At 62.9% G+C, this 24,804-nt stretch carries 26 protein-coding genes; 15 read left to right on the forward strand and 11 right to left on the reverse strand.

The genetic code is table 11. The features are described from left to right. Positions 1–52 precede the first annotated feature (52 nt). The 5 genes from J2X56_RS21360 (at position 53) to J2X56_RS21380 (ending at position 5,459) form a co-directional block, all read left to right on the forward strand. On the forward strand, positions 53–862 hold the full coding sequence (locus J2X56_RS21360; RefSeq protein ID WP_310162422.1) for a DUF4198 domain-containing protein: 810 nt from the start codon (positions 53–55) through the stop codon (positions 860–862). Between the two features lie 90 nt (positions 863–952). Further along, complete coding sequence (locus J2X56_RS21365) at positions 953–1,960, forward strand: FAD:protein FMN transferase (RefSeq protein ID WP_310162424.1); 1,008 nt, start codon at positions 953–955, stop codon at positions 1,958–1,960. Positions 1,961–1,968: 8 nt separating this feature from the next. Continuing rightward, positions 1,969–3,474 carry a sulfite reductase subunit alpha gene (locus tag J2X56_RS21370; RefSeq protein ID WP_310162427.1) on the forward strand — a complete coding sequence of 502 codons (1,506 nt, stop codon included), beginning with the start codon at positions 1,969–1,971 and terminating at the stop codon, positions 3,472–3,474. A gap of 149 nt (positions 3,475–3,623) precedes the next feature. After that, positions 3,624–5,000, forward strand: coding sequence for a hemolysin family protein (locus tag J2X56_RS21375; protein ID WP_134135052.1), 1,377 nt, complete (start codon positions 3,624–3,626; stop codon positions 4,998–5,000). 282 nt (positions 5,001–5,282) lie between these two features. Next, positions 5,283–5,459 (forward strand): DUF1289 domain-containing protein, encoded by a 177-nt coding sequence (locus tag J2X56_RS21380; protein ID WP_088754304.1) that lies wholly within the window; start codon positions 5,283–5,285, stop codon positions 5,457–5,459. Positions 5,460–5,487: 28 nt separating this feature from the next. Here the strand turns inward: J2X56_RS21380 and J2X56_RS21385 are convergent, their stop codons facing one another. Beyond that, complete coding sequence (locus J2X56_RS21385; RefSeq protein WP_134135054.1) at positions 5,488–5,895, reverse strand: TM2 domain-containing protein; 408 nt, start codon at positions 5,893–5,895, stop codon at positions 5,488–5,490. A gap of 346 nt (positions 5,896–6,241) precedes the next feature. Between J2X56_RS21385 and J2X56_RS21390 the strand changes: the two genes are divergently transcribed. From J2X56_RS21390 to J2X56_RS21415, 6 genes are all read left to right on the forward strand, one after another. Then, positions 6,242–7,576 (forward strand): MFS transporter, encoded by a 1,335-nt coding sequence (locus J2X56_RS21390; protein WP_051156462.1) that lies wholly within the window; start codon positions 6,242–6,244, stop codon positions 7,574–7,576. A gap of 58 nt (positions 7,577–7,634) precedes the next feature. After that, the gene (locus J2X56_RS21395) at positions 7,635–8,342 is read left to right on the forward strand and encodes a DUF4197 domain-containing protein (protein ID WP_310162438.1); all 708 of its coding nucleotides are present in this window, start codon (positions 7,635–7,637) and stop codon (positions 8,340–8,342) included. A 607-nt stretch (positions 8,343–8,949) separates the two neighbouring features. Continuing rightward, a complete protein-coding gene (locus J2X56_RS21400) occupies positions 8,950–9,663 on the forward strand; it encodes an ABC transporter permease (protein WP_039786791.1) in 714 nt (237 codons plus the stop codon). 72 nt (positions 9,664–9,735) lie between these two features. Then, complete coding sequence (locus tag J2X56_RS21405) at positions 9,736–10,650, forward strand: glycine betaine ABC transporter substrate-binding protein (RefSeq protein ID WP_121039073.1); 915 nt, start codon at positions 9,736–9,738, stop codon at positions 10,648–10,650. A 10-nt stretch (positions 10,651–10,660) separates the two neighbouring features. Then, complete coding sequence (locus tag J2X56_RS21410; protein ID WP_310162444.1) at positions 10,661–11,311, forward strand: ABC transporter permease; 651 nt, start codon at positions 10,661–10,663, stop codon at positions 11,309–11,311. Continuing rightward, complete coding sequence (locus J2X56_RS21415) at positions 11,308–12,441, forward strand: ABC transporter ATP-binding protein (protein WP_034329957.1); 1,134 nt, start codon at positions 11,308–11,310, stop codon at positions 12,439–12,441. The genes J2X56_RS21410 and J2X56_RS21415 overlap by 4 nt, the downstream gene beginning before the upstream one ends. Positions 12,442–12,624: 183 nt before the next feature. Here the strand turns inward: J2X56_RS21415 and J2X56_RS21420 are convergent, their stop codons facing one another. From J2X56_RS21420 to J2X56_RS21440, 5 genes are all read right to left on the reverse strand, one after another. Beyond that, positions 12,625–13,110: a GNAT family N-acetyltransferase gene (locus J2X56_RS21420; protein ID WP_121039088.1), complete on the reverse strand. Its 486-nt coding sequence runs from the start codon at positions 13,108–13,110 to the stop codon at positions 12,625–12,627. Positions 13,111–13,172: 62 nt separating this feature from the next. Continuing rightward, positions 13,173–14,720: a DEAD/DEAH box helicase gene (locus tag J2X56_RS21425; RefSeq protein ID WP_121039091.1), complete on the reverse strand. Its 1,548-nt coding sequence runs from the start codon at positions 14,718–14,720 to the stop codon at positions 13,173–13,175. Between the two features lie 172 nt (positions 14,721–14,892). Continuing rightward, positions 14,893–15,648 carry an alpha/beta hydrolase gene (locus J2X56_RS21430; protein ID WP_310162456.1) on the reverse strand — a complete coding sequence of 252 codons (756 nt, stop codon included), beginning with the start codon at positions 15,646–15,648 and terminating at the stop codon, positions 14,893–14,895. A gap of 29 nt (positions 15,649–15,677) precedes the next feature. After that, the gene (locus J2X56_RS21435) at positions 15,678–16,202 is read right to left on the reverse strand and encodes a VOC family protein (RefSeq protein WP_121039097.1); all 525 of its coding nucleotides are present in this window, start codon (positions 16,200–16,202) and stop codon (positions 15,678–15,680) included. A 103-nt stretch (positions 16,203–16,305) separates the two neighbouring features. After that, complete coding sequence (locus tag J2X56_RS21440) at positions 16,306–17,103, reverse strand: inositol monophosphatase family protein (protein WP_034334500.1); 798 nt, start codon at positions 17,101–17,103, stop codon at positions 16,306–16,308. 318 nt (positions 17,104–17,421) lie between these two features. Here J2X56_RS21440 and J2X56_RS21445 point away from each other — a divergent pair, with 318 nt between their 5' ends. Beyond that, a complete protein-coding gene (locus J2X56_RS21445) occupies positions 17,422–18,249 on the forward strand; it encodes an RNA methyltransferase (protein WP_134135060.1) in 828 nt (275 codons plus the stop codon). Position 18,250: 1 nt separating this feature from the next. Then, complete coding sequence (locus J2X56_RS21450; protein ID WP_121039103.1) at positions 18,251–18,973, forward strand: pseudouridine synthase; 723 nt, start codon at positions 18,251–18,253, stop codon at positions 18,971–18,973. Between the two features lie 82 nt (positions 18,974–19,055). Here the strand turns inward: J2X56_RS21450 and hslO are convergent, their stop codons facing one another. Continuing rightward, positions 19,056–19,985: an Hsp33 family molecular chaperone HslO gene (gene hslO, locus J2X56_RS21455; protein WP_121039106.1), complete on the reverse strand. Its 930-nt coding sequence runs from the start codon at positions 19,983–19,985 to the stop codon at positions 19,056–19,058. 20 nt (positions 19,986–20,005) lie between these two features. Further along, a complete protein-coding gene (locus J2X56_RS21460) occupies positions 20,006–20,530 on the reverse strand; it encodes a gamma carbonic anhydrase family protein (RefSeq protein ID WP_034334491.1) in 525 nt (174 codons plus the stop codon). Between the two features lie 163 nt (positions 20,531–20,693). On the opposite strand from J2X56_RS21460, the gene J2X56_RS21465 reads away from it, so the two are divergent. Together J2X56_RS21465 and J2X56_RS21470 are read left to right on the forward strand one after the other, a co-directional pair. Further along, positions 20,694–21,539, forward strand: a complete 846-nt coding sequence (locus J2X56_RS21465) for a ferritin-like domain-containing protein (RefSeq protein WP_209568414.1) — start codon at positions 20,694–20,696, stop codon at positions 21,537–21,539. A 124-nt stretch (positions 21,540–21,663) separates the two neighbouring features. Continuing rightward, positions 21,664–22,011, forward strand: a complete 348-nt coding sequence (locus J2X56_RS21470) for a hypothetical protein (protein ID WP_034334487.1) — start codon at positions 21,664–21,666, stop codon at positions 22,009–22,011. Positions 22,012–22,119: 108 nt separating this feature from the next. Here the strand turns inward: J2X56_RS21470 and J2X56_RS21475 are convergent, their stop codons facing one another. The 3 genes from J2X56_RS21475 to J2X56_RS21485 all read right to left on the reverse strand — a co-directional run bounded on the left by J2X56_RS21475 (position 22,120) and on the right by J2X56_RS21485 (position 24,804). Further along, entirely contained in the window at positions 22,120–23,049 is a 930-nt protein-coding gene (locus J2X56_RS21475; protein WP_034334485.1) for a triacylglycerol lipase, read from the reverse strand. A gap of 96 nt (positions 23,050–23,145) precedes the next feature. Continuing rightward, positions 23,146–23,670: an RDD family protein gene (locus J2X56_RS21480; RefSeq protein WP_121039112.1), complete on the reverse strand. Its 525-nt coding sequence runs from the start codon at positions 23,668–23,670 to the stop codon at positions 23,146–23,148. A 261-nt stretch (positions 23,671–23,931) separates the two neighbouring features. Beyond that, positions 23,932–24,804 carry a DUF3106 domain-containing protein gene (locus tag J2X56_RS21485; RefSeq protein WP_121039115.1) on the reverse strand — a complete coding sequence of 291 codons (873 nt, stop codon included), beginning with the start codon at positions 24,802–24,804 and terminating at the stop codon, positions 23,932–23,934.

A 24,804-nucleotide genomic window follows, 5' to 3' on the forward strand; every position in this document is an offset into this window, starting at 1 on the left:
GGCTTGCCATCTCTGACTCCCCAACAAGATCAACCAGAACAAGGAACCTGCCATGTCGTTTTCCCTCAAGCATTTCGCCGCCCTGGCCCTGGCCATCAGCCTGCCGCTGTCGGCCCACGCACACCGCCAGTGGCTGCTGCCCTCGGCCACCGTCCTGTCGGGCAATGAAGCCTGGGTCACGGTGGACGCCGCCGTTTCCAATGACCTGTTCTACTTCGAACACTTCCCGCTGCGCCTGGACGGCCTGGTCGTGACCGGCCCCGAAGGCAAGCCGGTGCAAGCCGTCAACGCCGCCACCGGCAAGTACCGCAGCACCTTCGACGTGCAGCTGAGCCAGCCCGGTACCTACAAGATCGCCGTGGTCAACAATGGCGTCTTCGCCAGCTACAAGGTGGATGGACAGCAGAAGCGCTGGCGCGGCACCGCCGAGACCCTGGCCAAGGAAATCCCGGCCAATGCCACCGATCTGAAGGTGACCCAGATGAACAGCCGCGTGGAAACCTTCGTCACCGCCGGCAAGCCGAGCAAGGGCGCGCTGGCCCCGACCGGCGTGGGCCTGGAGCTGCAACCGGTGACCCATCCCACCGACCTGGTGGCGGGCGACACCGCGACTTTCCAGCTGCTGCTCGATGGCAAGCCGGCGTCGGATGTGGAAGTGGAACTGGTACCCGGCGGCATCCGCTATCGCGACAAGCTGCTGGACAGCAAGCTCAAGACCGATGCCGACGGCAAGTTCAGCGTGAAGTGGACCGGCCCGGGCATGTACTGGATGGAAGCCAGCGTCTCCGACCAGAAGACCTCGCTGCCGCAGGCCACGCAACGTCGTGCCACCTACATCGCCACCATCGAAGTGCTGCCCTGATCGCGTGATCGCTTGATCGCCTTTGATGGCATTTGATTGACCCCGATGGCACCTGCATTGCAGGTGCCGTTTTCATTGCTGAAGATGACGATGTCCCACCGCGTCCTGATCCCCGTCGACCTGCAAGCCCCGTCCCTCCTGCCGCCTGATGTGGCGCTCCAGCGCCTGTCCGGGCAGACCATGGGCACCACCTGGAGCGTGCAGGCGCTGGCCCCGCGCAGCATCACGCAGGAGACGATCGCAACGGCCATCGCGGCCCGGCTGCAGCGGGTCATCGACGAGATGAGTACCTGGGAAGCCGATTCCCTCATCAGCCGTTTCAACCGCGCGCCTGCGGGTAGCTGGCATGCCTTGCCGGAGGACTTTTTCACCGTGCTGGATGCCGCGCTCACCATGGCCGTGGACAGCGCCGGTGCCTTCGATCCCACGGTCGGTCCGCTGGTGGACTTGTGGGGCTTCGGTGCGGGCAGCGTGCAGCGGGACGCATTGCGCCTGCCAGACCCGACTTTGCTTGAATCGACCCGCCAGCGTTGCGGCTGGCAGCGTCTCGTGTTCGACCGTGCGCAGCGCATGGTACAGCAGGCGGGCGGCGTGCATCTGGATTTTTCCGGGATCGCCAAGGGATATGCGGTGGACCTGGTCGCGCAGGCACTGCGCGATTGCGGCTGCGTGAGCTGGCTGGCCGAGGTCGGCGGCGAACTGGTCGGGGAGGGCGTCAAGGCCGATGGCCAGCCCTGGTGGGTGGCGCTGGAACGCCCGCCGCAGGATGACAGCGCCGGTATGGTGGTGGCCTTGCACGGCCTGGCCATCGCCACCTCGGGCGATTATCGCCGCTATGTCGATCACGACGGCCTGCGCTACGCCCACACCATCGATCCCCGTACCGGTACACCTGTGCGCAGTGCACTGGCGTCTGTCACGGTACTGCACCGGCAATGCATGGTGGCCGATGCCTTGGCGACCGTGTTGACTGTACTGGGCGAGGAAGCCGGACTGTCCTTTGCCCGCGAACGCGGGATTGCCGCTCTTTTCATCACCCGCGAAGCCGGTGGCTTCCGTGAGAGCCTCACCCCGGCCCTGGCCGCCATGTTGCAGTGAGCGACGCCATGCAGACCCGATACCTGATGGCCGCGCTGGTGGCGCTGACTTACCTGGTGTTCTGCGTGATGACCTTCCTCCGGCATCGTCGCGCGCAGCAGTTGCAGCTGGCCCAGTGGGGAACTGTACAGGCCACTGGCCCGCAAACCGTACTGGTCGTCTTTGCCAGCCAGACCGGTACAGCCGAGCAACTGGCCTGGCAGACCGCGCAAAGTTTGCGCTCAGGTGGCCTGGTGGTGCGCGTGCTGCCTGCCGGACAGTTGACCGATGCCGACTTGCTGGCCACGCGCCTGGCCCTGTTCGTGGCCAGCACCACCGGTGAAGGCGATGCCCCCGATGACGCATCCGCACTGGCCCGCCAACTGGGCAGCAGCGACAGTGCCGCATTGCCGGACCTGCGTTTCGGCGTGCTGGCCCTGGGCGACCGCAGCTATCAACAATACTGCGCCTTCGGCCACGCGCTGCACGCCTGGCTGTGCCGCCGCCATGCGCAGCCGCTGTTCGATGCCATCGAGGTGGATAACGGGGATGAGGGCGCGCTGCGGCATTGGCAGCATCAACTGGGTGTCCTGAGTGGCCATAGCGATGAAGCCGACTGGAGCGCACCGGCCTATGGCCGCTGGCGTCTGGCCGGGCGGCACGTGCTCAATCCGGGCAGCGTGGGGGAGCCGGTGTTTCACCTGAGCCTCACGCCGCTGGATCTGCCATCCCCGCAATGGCAGGCCGGCGATATCGCCGAGATCGGCCCGCACAACAGCGGGGCGGCTGTTGATGCCTTCCTGCAAGCGATTGGCCGCCAGGACGATTCCCTGCGCGCAGCGCTGGCCACGCGCCTGCTGCCGCATGAGACCGACCAGCTCGCCGCATTGCGCAGCTTGCCCGATGAGGAATTGCTGGCCGCTTTGCCAGCGCTGCCGCATCGCGCCTATTCGATTGCTTCACTGCCCGCCGATGGCGCTCTCGAACTGATGGTGCGCCTGATGCGCCTGCCCGATGGGCGCGCCGGGCTGGGTTCCGGCTGGCTGGGGCTGCATGCGCAGCCGGGGCAGGAGATCGCCCTGCGCGTGCGCAGCAACCGCAGTTTCCATGGCCCCGGCGATGATCTCCCGCTGATCCTGATCGGCAACGGCACCGGGCTGGCCGGCCTGCGGGCGCATCTGCGCGCGCGCGTGGCGGCGGGGCAGCGGCGCAACTGGCTGTTGTTCGGCGAGCGCTCGCGTCAGCACGATTTCTTCCATCAGCAGGAGCTGCAGGAGTGGCAGGCCCAGGGCTGGCTGCAACGGCTGGACCTGGCCTTCTCGCGTGACCAGCCCGATCGTATCTATGTCCAGCACAAGCTGCGCGCAGCCGCCGATGTCCTGCGGCAATGGGTGGAGGAGGGTGCCAGCCTCTACGTCTGCGGCAGCCTGCAGGGCATGGCAGGGGGCGTGGCACTGGCCCTGCAGGAGATTCTGGGTGAGGACGCCCTGCAGGCGCTGGCGGAACAGGGGCGTTACCGGCGCGACGTGTATTGAAGCAGTGAGCGAAGTTTGTGTTGGAGGACCCTGCTGCCCGGCCGGCAGGAGGCTTCACTCTGTCCTTGATTGGCGTGAATTTGCTTTTTCTCCCCGTTGCGCGAGAGAATGTCACGTCAAATCAATGAGATAAGAACAACATGAACAACATGAGCATATTCACCAGTCTGCTGCTGATCCTGCTCCTGGTCGTGGTCAGCGCCTTTCTTTCCTGCGCCGAGATCTCCATTGCCGCCTCGCGCAAGATCCGTCTTGAGATGATGTCCAAGGAGGGCGTGCACAACGCCGACCGGGTCCTCTCGCTGCAAGCCCAGCCGGGCAATTTCTTCACGGTGGTGCAGATCGGCCTGAACGCCGTGGCCATCCTCGGTGGTGTGGTCGGCGAGCCGGCGCTCACGCCGCACATGCGCGAGATCGTCAGCACCTTCTACGTCGGCCCGCTGCTGGAGAACATCAGCTTTGCCATGTCCTTCCTGGTGGTGACGGCCTTCTTCATCCTCTTTGCCGACCTCATGCCCAAGCGCCTGGCCATGGCCGCGCCCGAGCGCGCCGCGGTGGCGCTGGTGCAGCCCATGCTGCTGCTGGAAACGCTCTTCAGGCCGCTGGTGTGGTTCTTCAACAGTCTGTCGAAGTGGATCTTCACGCTGTTCGGTTTGCCGCAGGTGCGCCAGGACGTCATCACGCCCAGCGAGATTCACGCCATGGTCGACGCGGGCGCGCAGGCCGGTGTGCTGCTCACGCAGGAGCATCACCTGATCGAGAACGTGTTCGAGCTGGAAAGCCGCTACGTGCCCTCGGCCATGACGCCGCGCGACAGCATCGTCTATTTCCTGCTGACCGACAGCGAAGACATGATCCGCCAGAAGATCATCGATCACCCGCATTCGCGCTTCCTGGTCTGCGATGGGCATATCGATGCGGTGCTGGGCTACATCGACAGCAAGGATGTGCTCAAGCGCTTGCTCAAGGGTGAACAGTTCTCCCTGGCCGACAAGGGTCTGGTGCATACGCCGCTGTCCATACCGGACTCCCTGAACCTGTGGGAAGTGCTGGAACGCATGAAGGCCATGGATGAAGACCTGGCCATCGTGGTGAACGAATATGCACTGGTGGTCGGCATCATCAGCATCACTGATGTGACGGGCGTCTTGATGGGCAATCTGCTGGCCATCACCGAGGAAGAGCAGCAGATCGTGCGCCGTGACGAGAACTCCTGGCTCATGGATGGCCTGACGCCCTTGAACGATGTCATGAACGAACTGGACATCGACGAGTATCCCAACCCGGTGGGCTATGAGACCTTGTCGGGCTTCATCATGTACATGCTGCGCAAGATTCCGAAGAAGACCGATTTCGTGCTCTTCTCCGATTTCAAGTTCGAGGTGGTGGACATCGAAGGCAATCGCATCAACCAGTTGCTGGTGACCCGCTTCAAGCAGGACAAGGGAGAAAAATCGGACAAGGCAGATAAAACGGACAAATCGGACAAATCCGATAAGACAAGTCAGTCCGGCAAAACGGAATAGCAGTCCGGCACAACTTGATCTCGTTTTTTCAGACTTTTCCTATGCCCATGAACGCCGTAAACCGGGATACTCCCGTCCAGTCGCTTGCTTGAAAGACTGGTACTCGGGGAAAGCAGGCGGCTGCAGTACCTGTAGCACTGTAGTAACCGTAGCAGAGGTAGTCGTGGGCTGGCCCGCATTCGCAAGGATGCGGGCCTTTTTCATGGGGCAGGGCGTCAGCAGGCTTTCCGGCATTGCAGTACAGTCAGGACTGTCTGAATATGAATGAAGTGGAATCCGCAAGTGGCAAAAGACGTCAAGAGCCCCTGTGTCTCGCTGTGCAAGCTCAAGCACGAAGTCTGTACCGGCTGCGGCCGCACCCGGGATGAAATCAAGGACTGGAAATCGATGAAGCGCAAGGAGCAGCTCCACACCGTGGAGCTGGCCGCCAAGCGCATGAAGGCATTGAAAAAGAAGTAGGGCGGCCGGGAAGGGCCGCCGGCAGGGTTCAGGCGCGTGCGCCGTGGTTGCGTTCGGAGATCTGGGCGTTGAGCGTCCAGAAGTCGTACAGCACGCCCAGCAGGAAGAAGCCGCCGGTGAAGAAATAGACGATACCGCTGATCCACTTGCCGATGTACAGGCGGTGCGCGCCGAAGATGCCCAGGAACGTCAGCAGCAGCCAGGCCACCGAATAGTTGACCTCGCCGGCCACGAAACGGCGGTCGGCTTCGCGATCCATCGAGGGGATCAGGAACAGGTCGACGATCCAGCCAATGCCAAACAGGCCCAGCGTGAAGAACCAGATCGTGCCGGTGACGGGTTTGCCGTAGTAAAAGCGGTGCGCGCCGAGAAATCCGAAGATCCAGAGCAGATAGCCCAGGGTTTTGCTGTGGGTGTTGTTGATGTTGTTGTTCATCCAGGCTCCAAATGAGGGTGGGGCAGGTTATAGCGTGATATGAAGATTGTTTCGCACGATGCGCCGTGCTGCATTGTGACATGGGCTCATCCTGAAAGTGCCCTTTGCGCAGAGTGAAGCGGTGTGTCCGATGGCGGCCGACTGTCTGCCAAAGTCTTCACATCGTTGCGGCGATCCGACGGCTTGCCCGCAAGAAAAGGCCAGCTGGGTTAAACTATGACCCTTCAGGAGGCCGTGCAACGAAGAGCCTCCCTGGAATTCCGCCACTGTCACCCGCTCTGTTGCCCCGTTGCCTACCGTGCGACCCTCGCTGCTCATTCCGCTCATTGTCGGCTGTGCGCTGTTCATGGAAAACATGGACGCCACCGTGCTGGCCACCTCGCTCCCCGCGCTCGCGCGCGATCTCCATCAAGACCCGATCACCCTGAAACTGGCCATGACCGCCTATGTCGCGGCGCTGGGCGTGTTCATCCCGATCTCCGGCTGGATGGCCGACAAGCTGGGCGCGCGCAAGGTGTTCAGCTGGGCCATGATCGTCTTCATGACCGGCTCCATCCTGTGCGCCGTCTCCGGCTCGCTGGTGACCTTCGTGGCGGCGCGCTTCCTGCAGGGCATCGGCGGGGCCATGATGGTGCCGGTGGGGCGGGTCATCATCGCGCGTTCGGTCGACAAGTCCGAACTGGTCAAGGCGGTCAGCTATCTCACCTTGCCGGCGCTCCTGGGACCGGTGGTCGGGCCGCTGCTGGGCGGCTTTCTCACGACCTACTTCCACTGGCGCTGGGTGTTCCTGATCAATATCCCGTTCTGTTTCCTGGGCCTGTATCTGGCCAAGCGCTTCATCCAGAACTTCAAGGAAGACAATCCGGCCCCGCTGGATGTGAAAGGTTTTGTACTCACCTCGGTGGGCGCGGCCATGATCATGCTGGGCCTGTCGCTGTTCGGCAGCCAGCTGGTCGACGGCGCTACGCCGGTGGCCATGTGCTCCATCGGCGCCATTGCGCTGGTGATGTATTACCGTCATTCCACCCAGATCCCGTATCCGCTGCTGGACTTCCGCCTGCTGCGCATCCCCACGCTGCATGCCAGCGTGGTGGGCGGCTCGCTGTTCCGCATCGGTTTGGGGGCGGTGCCGTTCCTGCTGCCGCTGGCCTTGCAGGAAGGGCTGGGCATGACCGCCTTCCAGGCCGGCAGCATCACCTGTGCCTCGGCCTTCGGTTCGCTCTTCATCCGTCTGCTGGCCAGCCGGGTGCTGCGCCGCTATGGCTTCCGCACCGTGCTGATGGTCAATGCCGTGTTCGCCGGCATCGCGCTGGCGGCTTACGGCATCTTCAGCATGCATACGCCTTATCTGCTCATTGTCACCATCGTGCTGATGGGCGGGGTGTTCCCGGCGCTGCAGTTCACCTGCCTCAATTCGATCGCCTATGCCGACATCGACAGCCGCGACGCCGGCCGCGTCACCAGCCTGGCCAGCGTGATCCAGCAGCTGTCGCTGGGCCTGGGCGTGACGGTGGCGGGCATCGTGCTGCAATTGTCGAATCATCTGCAGGGGCATGCGAGCATCGTCGAGGCCGATTTCTGGCCGGCCTTCCTGGTCATCGGCCTGTTCTCGGTGGCCTCGGTGCCGATCAGCGGCAAGCTGCCGCACAATGCCGGACTGGAGCTCTCGCGCGGCAAGTGAGCTGGTGCCGTCATGCCGGGCTGCTATCATCCCGGCATCCTGAACTCTGGAGTCGCGCATGTCCTTTTCCCGTTTCCCCGTTTCCGCACTGCGCCGCTCGCTGGCGGCCAGTCTCTTGCTGGCCAGCTGCGGTGCCCTGGCCTTTTCGCTGTCCGACCTGAGCAACCAGGACGCCACCGCCGGCCTCAAAGCCGCGCTGGAGAAGGGCGCCAATACAGCCGTGGCCAACCTGGGCCGGCCCAACGGCTTCCTCGGCAACGACAAGGTCAAGATCCAGCTGCCCGGTGCGCTGGAACAGGCCATGCCGCTGCTGCGCATGACCGGCATGGGCGGCCAGGTCGATGGCCTGGTGGCCGACATGAACCACGCTGCCGAGGCCGCCGTGCCGATGGCCAAGCCGCTGCTGGTCAATGCCGTCAAGTCGATGTCGGTGAGCGATGCCAAGAACATCCTGGCTGGTGGCGATACCTCCGTGACCGATTTCTTCCGCCAGAAAACCTCGGGCGAACTGGCCGTGAAGTTCCTGCCCATCGTCAAGCAGATCACCGACAAGAACGGCCTCTCCGGCCGCTACAACGCCGTCATGGGCCAGGTCGCCAAATCCGGGCTGGTGAGCGCCGAGCAGAGCACCGTGGAAGGCTACGTCACCCAGCGTGCGCTGGATGGCTTGTTCCTGATGATCGGCGAGGAAGAAAAAGCCATCCGCAAGGATCCGGTCGGGACCGGCAGCGCCATTCTGGGCAAGGTGTTCGGCGCCATGCGCTGACAGCGCAGCACCGACGCGGCGACCTCCTGCCGCGCTTCTGAAAAATTTTTCGCCGGCCTCGCACAGAGGTCCGGCGATTTTTTTTACCCCATGTTGCTCATTAGTCAAGCTCGGCGGGAGCCGCACGGGGCAAGGGATAGCGCCGCGCTGGCGGTTTTCAGGATGACCACTTTTAACGGCATATTGACCGCCGTTGGGAACTTTTAAAAGTGCTTCAGATCTGTAAGTTATCGATTCACATTGCTACATTGCTGGACAGCATTAAGCGATTGCTTTAAACTATCGTTCTTTCGCGGCATCTTGCTCGCGAAATCACTTGTTCAACAACGACTCTTAGCAGTGTCCGATCCGCAGTGTGCGGGTTGTCCGAATTTCCGGCTGGCAGCGCGAACGCCCTCCCGTTCTCCACGGTGAACCGTTCCCATCCCTGTCCGGTGTGCACTATGCCGAGGCTGGCTTCATCGCTTCGGTTTCATCGCTGCCCTTGCAGCTTTCGGTTCGCATCCAAACGATACGCCCAACGGGGCAAGCGAACCTCTTAAAACTTGATCCCAGAAACCCGTCGTCGCGGCGTCATGTCGTGTCGGCTATACCAACAGGGGGTAACATGACACGTGTTCGTCACGTCTTCGCCGGCGCGTTCGGTTTTGCGCTGGTTATTGCAGGCCTGGTCTGGTGGATCGGTCCGGACGTCATCCAGAAGTATCGCGGTGACCTGGTCTACTACACCGGCAAGCACCTGGAACTGGTCTTCAGTTCGATGGTGCTGGCCCTGGCCACCGGCATTCCGGCCGGTATCGCGCTGTCCCGCCCGGGCGCGCAACGCAGTGCAGAGAAGTTCATCCAGATCTTCAACATCGGCAACACCATCCCCTCCATCGCCGTGCTGGCGCTGGCATTGGCTGCCTTCGGCATCGGCAATGGCCCGACCATCCTGGCCCTGTGGCTGGCTTCGTTGCTGCCCATCGTGCGCAACACCTACGAGGGGTTGAAGAACGTGCCGGCCGCCATGAAGGAAGCTGCGCGCGGCATCGGCATGAAGCCGCACCAGATCCTGTTCCGCGTGGAGTTGCCCAATGCGCTGCCGATCATCGTCGGTGGCGTGCGTACTTCGCTGGCGATCAACGTCGGTACCGCACCACTGTCGATGCTGATCGGCGGCGAGAGCCTCGGCGGCCTGATCTTCCCCGGCATCTATCTGAACAATCACGGCCAGCTGCTGCTGGGCGCTGCCGCCACCGCCTTGCTGGCGCTGGTGCTGGATGCCCTGGTGACCTCGCTGTCGGGTTTCTACCTGGCGCGTCGCGGGCTGCGCACCTGATCCGGCAGCTCATTCCCATCACAAGAACGACCGCACGCCAGCCCTTTCCGGCACAGCGGTAGAGAGGAAAGCATGACAAAGAAGACCATCGCAAAATATGCCCTGTGCGCCCTGGCGCTTGGCCTGGCCATGTTCGGCACGGCCCGCGCTCAGGCCCAGAACCTGGTCATCGGCGGCAAGAACTTCACCGAGCAGCTGCTGCTCTCGGACATGACCGCGCAATACCTGCGCGCCAAGGGTTACGACACCGACCTGAAGAACGGCCTCGGCACGACCCTGATGCGCTCGGCGCTGGAGAGCGGCCAGATCGACATCGTCTGGGATTACACCGGCACCGCCCTGATCGTCTACAACCACATCGAGGACAAGCTCGATCCCGACCAGATCTACCAGAAGGTCAAGGAACTGGACGCGCCGCGCGGCCTGACCTGGCTCAACCAGTCGGAGCTGAACAATACCTACGCCTTCGCCATGCCGCGTGACGTGGCCGAGAAGTATCACATCCACTCGCTGCAGGATCTCGCCAACCGTATCAACGAAGACGACAAGGACGGCAACAAGCAGCACCTGCTGGGCGTGGACTATGAATTCGCTTCCCGTCCCGACGGCCTGGGCCCGATGCAGGCGCTGTATGGCTTCAAGCTGGATCGCAGCGAAGTCAAGCAGATGGACCCGGGTCTGGTCTACACGGCCCTGAAGAACGAACAATTGTTCGTCGGCCTGACCTACGCCTCGGATGGCCGCATCAAGGGTTTCGACCTGCAGCTGCTGGAGGACGACAAGGGCTACTTTGCCGCCTACAAGGCCACCCCCGTAGTGCGCCAGGAGATCCTGGACAAGAACCCCAAGCTGGCCGAGCAACTGAACGCCCTGGCCGCCAAGATCGACACGGCGACCATGACCGAGCTGAACAAGCGCGTCGACATCGACCAGGAACCGGTGGCCAAGGTGGCGGCCGATTTCCTGAAGCAAGCCGGCCTGATCTGAGGAGGGGACCATGAACATCTTCCAATACCTGCAATCGGACTGGCGCAACATCCTCGGCCTGACCCTGCAGCACCTTGAACTGGTGGGCATTGCGGTGAGCCTGGCCATTGCCATCGGCGTACCGCTGGGCATCCTGATCGTGCGGGTGCGCTGGCTGGCCAGTCCTTTGATGGGGCTGGCGACCATCGTGCTGACGCTGCCTTCCATCGCACTGTTCGGCCTGATGATTCCGGTGTTCTCGCAATTTGGTGCCGGCATCGGCCCCTTGCCCGCCATCACCGCCGTGTTCCTGTATTCGCTGCTGCCGATCATGCGCAACACTTATCTGGCGCTGGAGAACATTGAAGCCGGCATCAAGGAAGCCGGCATCGGCATCGGCATGACCTTCTGGCAGCGCCTGCGCATGGTGGACCTGCCGCTGGCCGTGCCTGTCATCCTGGGCGGCGTGCGTACCGCCGTCGTGATGAACATCGGCGTCATGGCCATTGCGGCCGTGATTGGTGCTGGTGGGCTGGGCGTGCTCATCCTGCATGCGATCAGCCAGAGCAACATGCAAAAACTCGTGGTGGGCGCGGTGATGATCAGCGTGCTGGCCATCATTGCGGACACCCTGCTGCAACGTCTGCAGAAAATCCTGACACCGAAAGGAGTACAAAAATGATCGAACTGGACCAACTGAGCAAGACCTACACTCAAAAGGATGGCACGCAGGTCAAGGCGGTGGACGCCGTCAGCCTGAAGGTGGCTGAAGGGGAGATCTGCGTCTTCCTCGGCCCCTCGGGATGTGGCAAGACCACCACCCTCAAGATGATCAATCGCCTGATCAACCCGACCTCCGGCCGCGTACTGCTGAACGGCCAGGACACCTCCGGCATCGATGAAGTGGAACTGCGCCGCCATATCGGCTACGTGATCCAGCAGATCGGTCTGTTCCCCAACATGACCATCGAAGAAAACATCACCATCGTCCCGCGCCTCCTGGGCTGGGACAAGAAGCGCTGCCAGGAGCGTGCCACCGAACTGATGGCCATGGTGGCACTGGACCCGAAGAAATTCCTCAAGCGCTACCCGCGTGAGCTGTCTGGTGGCCAGCAGCAGCGTATCGGCGTCATCCGCGCACTGGCGGCCGATGCGCCGGTGCTGCTGATGGATGAACCGTTTGGCGCGGTCGATCCGATCAATCGCGAATCGATCCAGAACGAGTTCTTCCAGATGCAGCGCCAGCTGAACAAGACCGTCATCATGGTCAGCCACGACATCGACGAAGCCATCAAGCTGGGCGACAAGGTGGCCGTGTTCCGCGCTGGCAAGCTGGTGCAGTTCGATAACCCGGACACCTTGCTGGCCCGTCCCAAGGATGATTTCGTGAGCGCCTTCGTGGGTCAGGATCACACCCTGAAGCGCCTGCTGCTGGTGCGTGCCGGCGAGGCCGCGACCACCCCGGCCACCGCCCACCCGGACGTATCGTGCGACCAGGCGCTGGCGCTGATGGATGACCAGGATTCGCGCTATCTCACCATCATCGATGCCGACAACCGCGCCCTGGGTTATCTGACCCGCCGTGATGTGCGCGGCAACACCGGTGTGGCCGAGGACATGGTGCGTCCCTTCACCATGAATGCCGATCCGGACGAGAACCTGCGCGTGGTGCTCTCCAAGATGTACAAGCACAGCACCAGCTGGATGCCGGTCATTGCCAACGATGGCAGCTACGTGGGCGAGGTGACGCAGGATTCGATTGCCAGCTATCTCAGCTCCGGCAAGTCGCGCGGCATGGCGATGGCGGCTTGATGGCGCCTGGTCGGGGCCGCACTCGGTGCGGTCAAGCGGCCGGATGAAGGCTTGTTCATCCTGTGCGCCGTTGCAGGCCATGCCTGGAGTACAGGAGCTGATGGGCAGTGAAGTATCAGCCCCAAAAACGAAAATGCCCGCATCGATGATGCGGGCATTTTTTTGTACTCAGTCAGGCAGCGTTCAAGCCAGCGGCTTGTGCATGAACATCGCCTTGCCGGTTTCCGCCTTGAGTTCGTATCCCTCGAAGCCGCAGGCGCGATACAGCGAACGCGCCACGGCATTGCCTTCCAGGACTTCCAGCGTGAGCTTGCAGCAGCCCAGCTGGCGGGCTTGGTCCTCGACCGCCGCCAGCAGCAGCTTGGCCACGCCCTGACCGCGATAGGCAGGCATCACGGCCAGGTCATGCAGGTTCAGCAGCGGCTTGCAGGCGAAGGTCGAGAAACCTTCGATGCAGGTCGCCAGGCCTGCTGGCGTTTCACCATCGAAGGCCAGGAAGACATGGGCAGTGGGACGTTTCTTCAGCTCGGCGGCCAGGTTCTCGCGCACGTAGCCGGAGAGCTGCTTGCCGCCGCCCATGGCGTCGGAAGCGTAGGCATTGAGGGTCTCGAACAGCGCTGCCGCGTGGGCAGCGTTGCCGAGGTCGGCCTTGATGACGGTCACACTCATGTCTTTCCTTTTTTTGTGATGGACGATGAACGATGCTGCCCGGAAAGCGGCTTGAAGCCTGCTTACTTGCCGGCTGCGCGCTGGCCGCCATGGGTCAGGGCCGACGGACGCGGACCACCCTGGCGTTGCGGCTGACCGGCACTGCGCGGCTGGCCGTTGGCATTGGCCGGCTTGGGTGCGCGGTTGGCATTGTTGCCGCCGTTGCCGGCATTGCCACCATTGCCGCCGCCATTGCCACGTCCACCCTGGCCACGGGCGGCATTGCCGTTACCGTTGCCATTGCCATTGGCTGCCGCGCGCGGCTTGGCTGCCTGGCCATGGCCGGCGTTGCCGCCAGCCGGCTTCGGTGCCGCCGCATTGCCGTTGCCGGCGGGTTTGCGCGGGGCACTGCGCTGGCCACCGCGTCCGCCACCGTTCTGGTGACGGCCCTGGCCGCTGCGCAGCTGGATCGGCTGCGGCTTGGCGGTCGGGTCCGGTTCGAAACCGGCGATCACTTCCACCGGGATTTCGCGCTTGATGAAGCGCTCGATGTCGTGCAGCAGGTCGCGTTCATCCACGCAGACCAGCGACACGGCTTCACCGGTGGCGCCAGCGCGGCCAGTACGGCCGATGCGGTGGACGTAGTCTTCCGGCACGTTGGGCAGGTCATAGTTGACCACGTGCGGCAGTTGGTCGATGTCGATGCCACGGGCAGCGATGTCGGTGGCGATCAGGGCGGTCAGCTTGCCGTCCTTGAATTCGGCCAGGGCCTTGGTGCGCGCCGACTGGCTCTTGTTGCCGTGGATCGCCATGGCGGTGATGCCGTCGCGGGCCAGCTGTTCGACCAGCTTGTTGGCGCCATGCTTGGTGCGGGTGAAGACCAGCACCTGCTTCCACTGGTGGGTCTTGATCAGGTGCGCCAGCATCGGGTGCTTCTTGTCGCGGTCGACCGGGTGGATCTTCTGGGCGATCACTTCCACGGTGGAGTTGCGGCGTGCCACTTCGATCAGGGCCGGGTTGTTCAGCAGGCTGTCGGCCAGCTTCTTGATTTCGTCGGCGAAGGTGGCCGAGAACAGCAGGTTCTGGCGCTTGGGCGGCAGGGCGGCCAGCACCTTGCGGATGTCGCGGATGAAGCCCATGTCCAGCATGCGGTCGGCTTCGTCCAGCACCAGGATCTGGATGTGCTGCAGGTTCACGGTGCCTTGCTGCATGTGGTCCAGCAGGCGGCCAGGGGTGGCCACCAGGATGTCCACGCCGCGCTTCAAGAGCGTGATCTGCGGATTGATGCCGACGCCGCCGAAGATGCAGGCCGAGGTCAGTGGCAAATACTTGCCGTACTGGCGCACGCTTTCTTCGACCTGGGCGGCCAGTTCGCGGGTGGGCGCCAGGATCAGCGCGCGGATCGGCAGGTGGCCGTTGATTTTCTGGCGCGGCATGGCCGACAGGCGTTGCAGCAGCGGCAGGGTGAAGCCGGCGGTCTTGCCGGTGCCGGTCTGGGCGCCGGCCAGCAGGTCACCACCGGAAAGTACGGCGGGAACGGCTTGAGCCTGAATCGGGGTAGGGGAGGTATAGCCTTGTTCGGAAACGGCACGAACGATTTCGTCGGACAAGCCGAGCGCGGAAAATGACATGAGACTCTGAAATTGGGTTTGGCCTGTGGCCCCGTGAGGGCGCCAGTCGCAGGCAAACGGGTTGGAACTTGAGGAGGGCGCGGACTTGACTGGCTATACGCCGCGCAGGCCGCAGTATAACAGCGCAGCCCGCGCACCAAGGGATTTATTTTGAGGAAGCGTGAGGCTCAGCTCATCCTTGTTGCTGCGCCAAAAAGCGCAGCACGTGCGGCAAAACCAGCGCACTTTGCATCAGCCCGCCGAAGTGCGTTACCCCCGGCAGGCTGACGAATTCACCCTGCGGCAACAGCGACGCCGTGCGCTGGACGGCCGCATGGCGCGCATCTGCATCGCCACAGAAGAGCAGGCAGGGCAGGTCCATGCGGGTCAGCAGGTCTTCCTGCGAGGGGCGCGGCTGCTGGGCGGCAGCGGCCAGTGCCACCAGGTCGTTGGCGCGGATGAGCATCTTCACCTGCGGCGAGATCTGCTCGTCGAGCAGGCCTTCGAAGGTGGCGATGAAGGCTTCCGGATCGCGTCCGTCGATGCCGTGGAAGCCGTCCCAGCTGCGATCTTCATAGGGATGGGCTGCGCCCAGGATGAGGCTGCGCAGGCGCTGCGGTGCATGGCGCACCAGGCCGTAGCCGACCCAGCCGCCCAGCGAATAACCGAAGAAATGGGCGCGCTCGATACCGGCGGCATCCAACACCGCGAGGGCATCGCGGCAGCGCTGCACCTGGGTATAGGCGGCGGGATCGTGCGGCTTGTCGCTTTGGCCGTGGCCCAGTGCGTCGAAGAGGATGACCTGGAAATGCTCGCGCAGCACCTCCGTGAAGCCGAAGAAGCGCCAGGCTTCCAGGCTGCTGGTGAAACCGTGGTGCAGGAGCAGGGGCGGGCCGTTGCCCTCGATCTGGTAGTGGATCTTGCGGTGGTCGCTGAGGGCAAAGGGCATGGGTTGGCGTGCGGGTTGGTCAGGTTGGGTCAGTTCTTCTCGTCGGCCAGCTTCTTGCAGCGGCGCGCCAGCATCTCGCGCGAGCGCGCGCAGATTTCTTCATTGCTGAGGTCTTCGATATGCGTGGCGATCGACCATACATGGCCAAAAGGATCGCGCAGCGTGCCGGAGCGATCACCGTAGAACTGGTTCTGAACGGGGCGCAGCTGGACTGCACCTGCGGCCAGCGCCTGGGTGAAGACGGCATCGACATCGGCCACGTAGACCAGCAGGCTCACGCCTGCACCGCCCAGGGTCTGGGGACTGAGGAAACCGAGTTCGGGATGTTCGTCGGCCAGCATCACGCGGGCATTGCCGATCTGGATCTCGGCATGCCAGACCTTGCCGTGCGGACCGTCGAGCCGCATGATCTCGGCCGCGTCGAACGCGCGCCGGTAGAAGGCGATGGCCTCGGCGGATGTCTTGACGATCAGGTAGGGGGTGACGCTGTGGTAGCCGGGTGGCAACGCGCAAGTGGCCTGGTCGTCGCTGGCTTGCTGGGAAGGAAGGTTCATGTCGTCTCCTCGGTCTGCGCCGGTAGCCGCACTATAGCAGCAATGCCGGACGCAATGAGGAGACGCGGTCTTGCAGGAGGGACGATCAGGCCAATCAGGCCAATCAGGCGAATTCAGACAGCAGGTTCACTTGCTGCGCGAAGATCTTCGGGCTGCCGGCGATGACGTCTCCCTTGTAGAGGTAGTCGGAGTCGCCCTTGAAGGTGCCCACGATACCGCCCGCTTCGGTCACCAGCAGGGAGCCGGCGGCGATGTCCCAGGGCTTCAGGCCCTTCTCGAAGAAGCCGTCCAGGCGGCCGGCGGCGACGTAGGCCAGGTCCAGGGCAGCGGCACCCGGACGGCGCAGGCCGGCGCTGTGCTCGGTCATGACCTTGAACATCTTGACGTATTCGTTCAGGCCATCGAGGTCGCGGAAGGGGAAGCCGGTACCGATCAGTGCATCGGCGATCTTGTCGCGCTTGCCCACGCGGATGCGCTTTTCGTTCAGGTACGCACCTGCGCCCTTGGAGGCGGTGAAGAGGTCGTTGCGGGTCGGGTCATAGACCACCGCCTGGGTGATGATGCCGCGCTGCTGCAGGGCGATCGAGACGCAGTATTGCGGGAAGCCGTGGATGAAGTTGGTGGTGCCGTCCAGGGGATCGATGATCCAGACGTTTTCGTTTTCATCGTGCAGGTTGTCGGACGCACCCGATTCCTCGGCCAGGATGGCGTGGTCGGGGTAGGCGTTCTTGAGCACGTCGATGATCGCATCCTCGGCTGCCTTGTCCACCTCGGTGACGAAGTCGTTGTGCGACTTCTTCGACACTTTCAGCAGCGACACGTCGAAGGACGCGCGGTTGATGATGGTAGCGGCGCGGCGGGCTGCCTTGATCGCCGTATTGAGCATGGGTGGGATGATCATTCCGATGGTTCCGTTAAAATTGCGGCCACCGAAGACGATGGCTGCGTTGCTCATCGTCGCCATGGCCGACCAGCCAGCCTTCCGCGACAAGCATGCGGAACAGCTGGCCAGGCGAAACCCGGCAGTCAAACCAGTGCGACGATGAAATTAATGAGCGTTGCGCCGCCCACGGCTGTTATGCTTGCGGGTTTGCCAGGCAGTCCAGGGGCAGTGGCGTCGGTCAAGTCGGCGAACAAAGTCGACCTGGGTTGACAGCCTTGCTGCAATATTGGCGTTTTGCCAACATCTGATCCTGGGGCGCGAATCCCGCTATTTTAAATGAACAAGCAAGTGTCAGGACAATCTCTTTTCAGCCGTTTGCGTTTCGTGCTGGTCAATACCAGCAGTCCCGGCAACATTGGCTCGGCCGCACGGGCCATCAAGACCATGGGCTTTTCGGAGCTGGTGCTGGTCAATCCGCGCTTTCCGGACGCGGTGAAGGAAGATGAAGCCATTGCCTTCGCCAGCGGTGCCATCGATGTGTTGCAAAATGCACGCATCGTCGGCAGCGTGGAAGAAGCGTTGCAGGGATGCAACTTCGCCGCGGCCGTCAGTGCCCGTTTGCGCGAATTCTCGCCGCCGGTGGTCTCGCCGCGCGAGCTGGCGGGGCAGCTGTCGCGTGATACCGGCTTGAATGCCGCCCTCTTGTTCGGCAATGAACGTTTTGGCCTGCCCAATGAGGTGGTGCAGAAGTGCAATGCCTTGCTCAATATCCCTGCCAATCCGGACTATTCCTCGCTGAACCTGTCGCAGGCGGTGCAGGTGCTGGCTTATGAATGCCGCATGACCGAGCTGGAAGTGCAGGGTGGCCCCATGCAGACCAGCGGCGATGCACGCGCGCCGGGCGAGGTGGGTTTCCATGGGCAGAGCGCCAGCGTGGCCGAGATCGAGGGCATGTTCGCGCATCTGGAGCAGGCGCTGGTGGCCATCGATTTCCTCAATCCCGACAATCCCAAGAAGCTGATGCCGCGTCTGAAACGCATGTTTTCGCGCGCCCAGCTGGAGACCGAAGAGGTCAACATCCTGCGCGGCATCGCCCGCCAGATCTTGGAACCGAAGCAGGCCAAGGCCGGCCGGCAAGAACAAAACGAACAAGGAGAAGGCTGACATGGCCAAGCTGACCCTGGACCGCATCCTGCAATCGCAGGGTTTCGGTTCGCGCAAATATTGCCGCGAGTTGATTGAGGATGGTGAAGTCGTCATCAACGGCGAGGTGGTGGACGATTACCGCGCCACGCCCGATACGAACGGCCTGGTGCTGACCATCTTCGAGGAAGAGTGGGAATACCGCGAGCACGTCTACATCGCCATCAACAAGCCGCAGAACATCGAATGCTCGCGCAAGCCCAGCCATCATCCGGGGGTGTTGACGCTGCTGCCGGAACAGTTCACCTGGCGCGACGTGCAGCCGGTGGGCCGGCTGGATCACGATACGACCGGCTTGCTGTTGATGTCCGATGATGGTGCGTTCATTCACGCGCAGTCCTCGCCCAAGCGCCACGTGCCCAAGGTGTATGCCGCCACCACGGCCGAGCCGGTGACCGAGGCCTTGATCGCGCAACTGAAGGCGGGCGTGCAACTGCATGACGAACCGGCGCCGCTGGCTGCAACCCGTTGCCGCCAACTGGGTGAGAACCTGCTGGAAATCGTGCTGGAGCAGGGCAAGTATCACCAGGTCAAGCGCATGCTGGCCGCGGCCGGCAATCATTGCAGTGCCTTGCGGCGCACTGCCATCGGCGGCCTGCAGCTGGAGGCGTTGGAACTGGAAGAAGGGGAGTGGACTTATCTGGATGCGGAGCAGATGGCCTTGCTGGTGCCGGATGCGGAGTGACCAGCGAGTGCGGTCCACAAAGGAAAACGCCATCGGCAAACCGATGGCGTTTTTTTATTGCTGTGCGACCGTCATGGATGGTTCAATGCCGCGCGTCGCTCGCCTCGCTCGCGCCACCCACATCGGCCACGAACAGCTGCGCGCAGTCCACCGCATCGAACTCGTAATGCTGGCCGCAGAAATCGCAGTCGATGGCCAGTTTTTCCATCTGTGACAAGGCTTCAGCCACTTCTTCCTGGCCCAGCATCTTGAGCATGTTGCCAACCTTCTCGCGCGAGCAGGAGCAGTGGAATTGCGGGTGCACCGGATCGAAGACGCGGATGGTCTGTTCCCAGAACAGCCGATGCATCAGCGTGGCGATATCGGTGGAAAGCAGTTCTTCGCGCTTGAGGGTATCGCCCAGCATGACCATGTGGTTCCAGTCTTCCAGCTCGCCTTCCGGCTTGACGGTCGGGGCCGCATTGCCGCCGATGGACGGCAGCTTCTGCAGCAGCAGGCCGCGCGAGACCTTTTCATCGGCTGCCAGCCACAGCTTGGTATCGAGCTGTTCGGAGCGCAGCATGTAATTCTCGATGACGGTGGCTACGCTCTCGCCATCCAGCGGGACCACGCCCTGGTAGGCTTGCTGGCCGGGCAGCTTGTCCTTGGGGTCGAGGGTGATGACGAAGCGGCCGTTGCCATTGGCATTGACCAGATCGGTCAGCGTTGCATCGTCAGCGATCTCGGCATCATCGGCCAGCTTGGCGGTAGCGCGAAGTTGCAGTTCGGAGTCGCACTCGACCACCAGCAGCTTGACCGGGCCGTCGCCATGGATCTGCATGACGATCATGCCGTTGAACTTCAGGTTGGCCGACAGCAGGGCGGACGCCGCCAGCATCTCGCCCAGCAGCGTGCGCACCGCGACCGGATAGTCACGGCGGGCTTGCACCTGGCGCCAGGTGTCCGAAATCTCGACCAGCTCGCCGCGAACGGGCGCGTTGTCGACCAGGAATTTTTGCAGCGTGTCTTTCATCGTTTCCTTTGCTTGACCGCTCAGGCAATGCGCTTGAGCTGGGTCTTGAACTGTTGCGCGCGCTGCACGTAGCTGTCGGTGCCAGCCCGCATGCGCGCGATATCTTCTTCACTCAACTGGCGAACCGCCTTGGCAGGCGCACCGATGATCAGGGAGTTGTCGGGAAACTCCTTGCCTTCGGTCACCAGGGCACCCGCCCCGACCAGGCAGTTCTTGCCGATCCTGGCACCATTGAGCACCACCGCCTGGATACCGATCAGCGCGCCCTCGCCGATGGTGCAGCCATGCAGCATTGCCTGGTGTCCCACGGTGACGTTCTTGCCGATCACCATCGGATAGCCATGATCGGTATGCAATACCGCACCTTCCTGCACATTGCTGTTCTCACCAATGGTGATGAGTTCATTGTCGCCACGAATGGCGACGTTGAACCAGACACTGGAATGGGCTTCCATCCTGACCTTGCCCACCACCGTGGACGACTCGGCCACGAAGGCGGTCTCGTGGATCTCGGGAATGTCCTGCGCCAATTGGTAGATCGCCATAATAAAATTGTCTCCTCGTTACCTGCTGGTCGGTGGATGGTGCCGGGCTTGTTTGCCTTGTGCTTGCCTTGTCCCTGTATTGCAAGATTGGACATTTATCTTCATATGGTGGCAAAGCCGGCGTCCTCAACCGCGTATTTTACCTTCCCTGAAAGTCAGTTCCTTGGATCACGTCTCGTCCCCAGATGAAGTCTTTTCATTCACCCACGTGCGTAGCGCCGCGTTGTCTTGCCTGAAGGAAATGCATCCCGCCGTCAAGTGCAGTTCCGTGCGGGCCTTGCGTGCCGCCTGGCAGGCCGGTCAGTTAGCGCTGGAAACCGATGACCTGGCCGCCGCCGAATGCGGCAGCGGCATTCCTGGCCGCCCGGCGCGGCCCGAGCTGGTTTCTCCGCTGCAGGTGAAGCACCGTTCCATGGGCACGCCCGAGGGCAGGGCGGCGCTGATTCATGCGCTTGCGCATATCGAGTTCAATGCCATCAACCTGGCGCTGGATGCGGTCTGGCGCTTCGCCGGCATGCCCCGCGAGTTCTATGATGACTGGCTGCAGGTGGCCGATGAGGAAGCCTATCACTTCAGCTTGCTGGCCGATCATCTGAAGACCTTGGGTCATGCCTACGGGGACTTCACCGCCCACAATGCCCTGTGGGACATGGCCGAGTCCACCAAGGATGACGTCCTGGCCCGCATCGCCCTGGTCCCGCGCACGCTGGAAGCGCGCGGGCTGGATGCCGCCCCGCCGGTACGCGCCAAGCTGGCGCAGGCGGGCGACCTGGCGGCCGCCGAGATCCTGGACATCATCATGCGTGACGAAGTCGGCCATGTGCTGATCGGCAATCGCTGGTTCAACTGGCTGTGCGAGCAGCGCCAGCTGGACCCGGTGACGACTTTCGCCGAATTGTGCCAGCGCCATCGCGCACCGCCTTTGCGCGGCCCCTTTAACCTGGAAGCGCGGCGCGCGGCGGGTTTTTCAGAAGAGGAAATGCTGATGTTCAGCGATGTTTCGCGATGATCGACGTATTTGCAAGAAATGTAAGCAAATTTGGCAGCGGCAGGCCGACACATGCTGCTGTGCTATCTTCACCTCGAATCCCGACAGATCGGGATCGTCAAATATGAACGGAAAGGATGAGAACATGAACAAGATGTCCAAACTGCTGGCCGGTGTTGCTGTGAGCGTGGCCGCCATTACCCTGCTGGCAGCCTGCCAGAAGAAGGAAGAACCGGGTCCGGCCGAAGCGCTGGGCAAGAAGATCGACGGTGCCGTGCAGGATGCCGGGAAGAAGCTTGATGAAGTGACCGGCCAGACCAAGGATCAGGCCGCTGAATCCGGCTCCAAGCTCGATGGCGCGCTGGACAAGGCCAAGGCCGACGCCAAGGAAGCCTACGAAAAGACCAAGGAAGGTGCCAAGGATCTGGCGCAGAAGACCGGTGAAAAGGTGGAAGAGGCCGGGCAGAAGATTCAGGACGCTTCCAAGAAGTAAGTCCGTTGAGGGTGCAGCCGCTGGCTGCGTCCTCGTTGTCACCGAGATGCCGTCCCGCGCTTCGTGCCGGGGCGGCATTTTGCTTTGCGGTGTCCGCGAGCGCCTGCGTCAGTCGCGGGCGTTGTGGATCAGTTCGATCACCATCTTGTGAATGGACGGTTCCAGCGCCAGTGCCACGTGGCCAATGCCGATGACCGGGATGTTCCAGGCGCCCTCCAGATGCGCTGAGGTCTGCGGCGACACGATGTTGTCGTGGTGGGAATAGATCGACACGATGTGGCCCAGCGCATCGGCTTCTTCGGTGGCCGCGAGCTTCTGCAGCCATTCGCTGCTGCGTCCTTCTTCATAACGGCCCAGCCAGTTCATTTCACCGCAGTTGATGCCAATGCCGAAGTTGGCAATGGCGGTGCCATGGTGCGGCGAGCCCAGGGTGATCACGCGGGCCACGCTGTCGCAGCCGTGGTCGCGCAGGTAGGCGCGCGCGGCCAGGCCACCCATGCTGTGGGCGACGATGACGATCTTCTTTTGTCCGGTCTCGGCCAGCACGCGCTGGACGGCGGCATGCACCAGCGGGGCGTATTCATCGATGCTGCCGAACACCGGTTCCATGTCCAGCGCATAGTGGGTGATGTGAGCTTCGCGCAGCTCCAGGCTCAGCCAGCGCCAGTAGCCGCTGTTGCAGCCGTAGCCGTGGATGAGCAGCACCGGCAGCGAGGTGGTGTCGGGATAGCTGAACTGGTCGAAGCGCAGGAAGGGCATGCCCCACGAGGAACACAGCATGGTGGCGCGGAATTCGCGCAGGAACAGGGTGGCGATCTGCAGCCAGGTGATGGTCACCGGGTTGGAGGTGCGGCCGCGATAGGGCCAGGTCAGGAAGAAGCTGTTGGCAGTGATCTGGGCGCGCAGCAGCAATACGATCAGTACGCCGCCGGCAGCTGCGGCCAGGATGGGCCAGTCGAAATGCCGCAGCAGGAAGTAGAACAGGATCGCAATGCCGAACTGGATGAGGAGCAGGGTTCTGGAGATGCGTGAAATCATGCGGGCGTCGGTCGGAGGCGATCAGGTCCAAGGGCATGCGGCTGCATGCGTTCGCCCGAGAGCATAACAGAGCGCGGCGAGGCGCTCATGTCCGCTTCATGACTTGGCCTTGGCCGTGCTGCCGGCGGCCTTCGGCTGGGCCGTGATGTCGACCAGGCGGGTGCCGGCCAGGCGGTCGTGCAGGAATTGTCCTTGCGCATCCAGGCGCGACGTCATGGCCCATAACAGCAGGTTGGCGGCGGGGATCAGCACCAGCAACCAGGCCTGGCCCCTTGCCAGCGAGGCCAGGGCCAGTCCTGGCAGGATCCACAGCCAGGCCAGCACGAAGCGCAACAGCGCGCGTCCCAGCCGCAAGGGTTGGCCGTCGCGGTCGACCACGCGGAAACGCCAGGTCTTCATCGCCAGGGTCTGGCCACCATGGGTCCAGAACCAGACGAAATAGATCGCCAGAACCAGGAACAGCCAGCCTTCCAGCGCATGGCGCAGATACAGGGCATGACGCTGCTGCAGCAGCGTGGAAAACAGCCAGCCCGACATGAACAGTACGCCAAACAGCAGCATGGATTCGTACAGCATGCTGCTCATGCGGCGGCGCAGGGAGGGCGTGGTGAATTCCGGCATGGTTCCTGTTTGTTCCGTTCTGGCTAGGGTGGAGTGAAGAAGCAGCGCACACCGTGCACGCTGTGGCCGGCAGATGGTAATGCAATCAGGCGCGCTTGCCTATGTGAAGGCTTGAGGCAGAGCAAGGGGCAAGCCTGCGTGGTAGGGGAGGTATGCCTTTGCGGCTTCACGCACGGTCTTGACGAGGGTGGAAACGCGAACCGCCCCAAGGGGGGCGGTTTCAATCAATCTGGCGGAGGAGGCGGAGCGGAAGAGGTAGGCTTACTTGCCGTCGCTGGCGGTGCTTGCCACAGGAGTCACCGCAGCGCTGACGGCCACGGTCGTGGGCAGCGCCGCAGTCGGTGCAATCGCAGGCACTGGCGTGGCTTGCGAACCAGGCACCTGAGACGGCGCGGGAGCCACCGCCGGAGCCGGGACCTGAGCAGGTGTCACGGGCAGAGAGCGATCCAGCGCCTCGGTGGGCAGTTGGATGGTCGGTGCGGCGGCCGACGGCGAGGTCGGCAGCTTGGCCACGCGCTTGGGCAACTTGGACTCGGCCAGTTTCTTTTTCTGCTCTTCAGAAAGTTGCTGGTACTTGGTCCATTGCTCGTGCTTTTCTTCCGCATCCAGCTTCTTGGCGCGGGCGTAATTGGTGCGGGCGGCACTGCGTTCGGCCGGGGTCAGCTTGACCCAGTCGCGCATGCGTTCATGCAGGCGCTGCTGTTCTTCCGGCTTCATCTTGGCGTAGCGCTTGCCGATTTCCAGCCATTTTTCTTTCTGCAGTTCGCTCATGCGCGGCCATTCGCCGGTCAGCGGTTCCAGCGCCTGATGCTGGGCGGGCGAGAGATTGGCCCAGGCCAGCTTGTTCTCGGGCTTGCGTGCTATGGACCTGCCGGCGGATTTGCTGGCATGGGTGGCGGCCGGTGCGGCAGGTGCTGCAGCTGTTCCGGGTGTGCCGGCCACTGGTGCCGTTGCGGCAGGGCTGGCGGCTGGTGCAGGTGTGGCGGGCGTGGCCGACGGTGCCGCTGCAGTGGAGGGCGCGTTCTGCGCCACGGTCCAGGCGCAGCTCAATCCACCGGCCAGCACCGCCAGCGCCAGCGCTATGCGCGAGAGGCGGACGGAAGCCTTCAAAGGAGTGCCGGTGGTCTTGTGCAT

It is taken from the genome of Herbaspirillum sp. 1173 (genome assembly GCF_031455335.1).
In the GTDB taxonomy this organism is placed as follows: Bacteria; Pseudomonadota; Gammaproteobacteria; order Burkholderiales; family Burkholderiaceae_D; genus Herbaspirillum; species Herbaspirillum huttiense.

Bases quoted from the DNA above. Each gene is read 5' to 3' on its own strand.
- J2X56_RS21460 (WP_034334491.1), bottom strand. From the start codon at position 20,530: ATGGCGATCTACCAATTGGCGCAGGACATTCCCGAGATCCACGAGACC.
- J2X56_RS21390 (WP_051156462.1), top strand. From the start codon at position 6,242: ATGGAAAACATGGACGCCACCGTGCTGGCCACCTCGCTCCCCGCGCTC.
- J2X56_RS21440 (WP_034334500.1), bottom strand. From the start codon at position 17,103: ATGATCATCCCACCCATGCTCAATACGGCGATCAAGGCAGCCCGCCGC.
- J2X56_RS21365 (WP_310162424.1), top strand. From the start codon at position 953: ATGTCCCACCGCGTCCTGATCCCCGTCGACCTGCAAGCCCCGTCCCTC.
- J2X56_RS21405 (WP_121039073.1), top strand. From the start codon at position 9,736: ATGACAAAGAAGACCATCGCAAAATATGCCCTGTGCGCCCTGGCGCTT.
- J2X56_RS21485 (WP_121039115.1), bottom strand. From the start codon at position 24,804: ATGCACAAGACCACCGGCACTCCTTTGAAGGCTTCCGTCCGCCTCTCG.
- J2X56_RS21470 (WP_034334487.1), top strand. From the start codon at position 21,664: ATGAACAAGATGTCCAAACTGCTGGCCGGTGTTGCTGTGAGCGTGGCC.
- J2X56_RS21420 (WP_121039088.1), bottom strand. From the start codon at position 13,110: ATGAGTGTGACCGTCATCAAGGCCGACCTCGGCAACGCTGCCCACGCG.
- J2X56_RS21435 (WP_121039097.1), bottom strand. From the start codon at position 16,202: ATGAACCTTCCTTCCCAGCAAGCCAGCGACGACCAGGCCACTTGCGCG.
- J2X56_RS21445 (WP_134135060.1), top strand. From the start codon at position 17,422: ATGAACAAGCAAGTGTCAGGACAATCTCTTTTCAGCCGTTTGCGTTTC.
- J2X56_RS21415 (WP_034329957.1), top strand. From the start codon at position 11,308: ATGATCGAACTGGACCAACTGAGCAAGACCTACACTCAAAAGGATGGC.
- J2X56_RS21395 (WP_310162438.1), top strand. From the start codon at position 7,635: ATGTCCTTTTCCCGTTTCCCCGTTTCCGCACTGCGCCGCTCGCTGGCG.
- J2X56_RS21430 (WP_310162456.1), bottom strand. From the start codon at position 15,648: ATGCCCTTTGCCCTCAGCGACCACCGCAAGATCCACTACCAGATCGAG.
- J2X56_RS21480 (WP_121039112.1), bottom strand. From the start codon at position 23,670: ATGCCGGAATTCACCACGCCCTCCCTGCGCCGCCGCATGAGCAGCATG.
- J2X56_RS21370 (WP_310162427.1), top strand. From the start codon at position 1,969: ATGCAGACCCGATACCTGATGGCCGCGCTGGTGGCGCTGACTTACCTG.
- J2X56_RS21385 (WP_134135054.1), bottom strand. From the start codon at position 5,895: ATGAACAACAACATCAACAACACCCACAGCAAAACCCTGGGCTATCTG.
- hslO (WP_121039106.1), bottom strand. From the start codon at position 19,985: ATGAAAGACACGCTGCAAAAATTCCTGGTCGACAACGCGCCCGTTCGC.
- J2X56_RS21450 (WP_121039103.1), top strand. From the start codon at position 18,251: ATGGCCAAGCTGACCCTGGACCGCATCCTGCAATCGCAGGGTTTCGGT.
- J2X56_RS21375 (WP_134135052.1), top strand. From the start codon at position 3,624: ATGAGCATATTCACCAGTCTGCTGCTGATCCTGCTCCTGGTCGTGGTC.
- J2X56_RS21400 (WP_039786791.1), top strand. From the start codon at position 8,950: ATGACACGTGTTCGTCACGTCTTCGCCGGCGCGTTCGGTTTTGCGCTG.
- J2X56_RS21360 (WP_310162422.1), top strand. From the start codon at position 53: ATGTCGTTTTCCCTCAAGCATTTCGCCGCCCTGGCCCTGGCCATCAGC.
- J2X56_RS21475 (WP_034334485.1), bottom strand. From the start codon at position 23,049: ATGATTTCACGCATCTCCAGAACCCTGCTCCTCATCCAGTTCGGCATT.
- J2X56_RS21410 (WP_310162444.1), top strand. From the start codon at position 10,661: ATGAACATCTTCCAATACCTGCAATCGGACTGGCGCAACATCCTCGGC.
- J2X56_RS21425 (WP_121039091.1), bottom strand. From the start codon at position 14,720: ATGTCATTTTCCGCGCTCGGCTTGTCCGACGAAATCGTTCGTGCCGTT.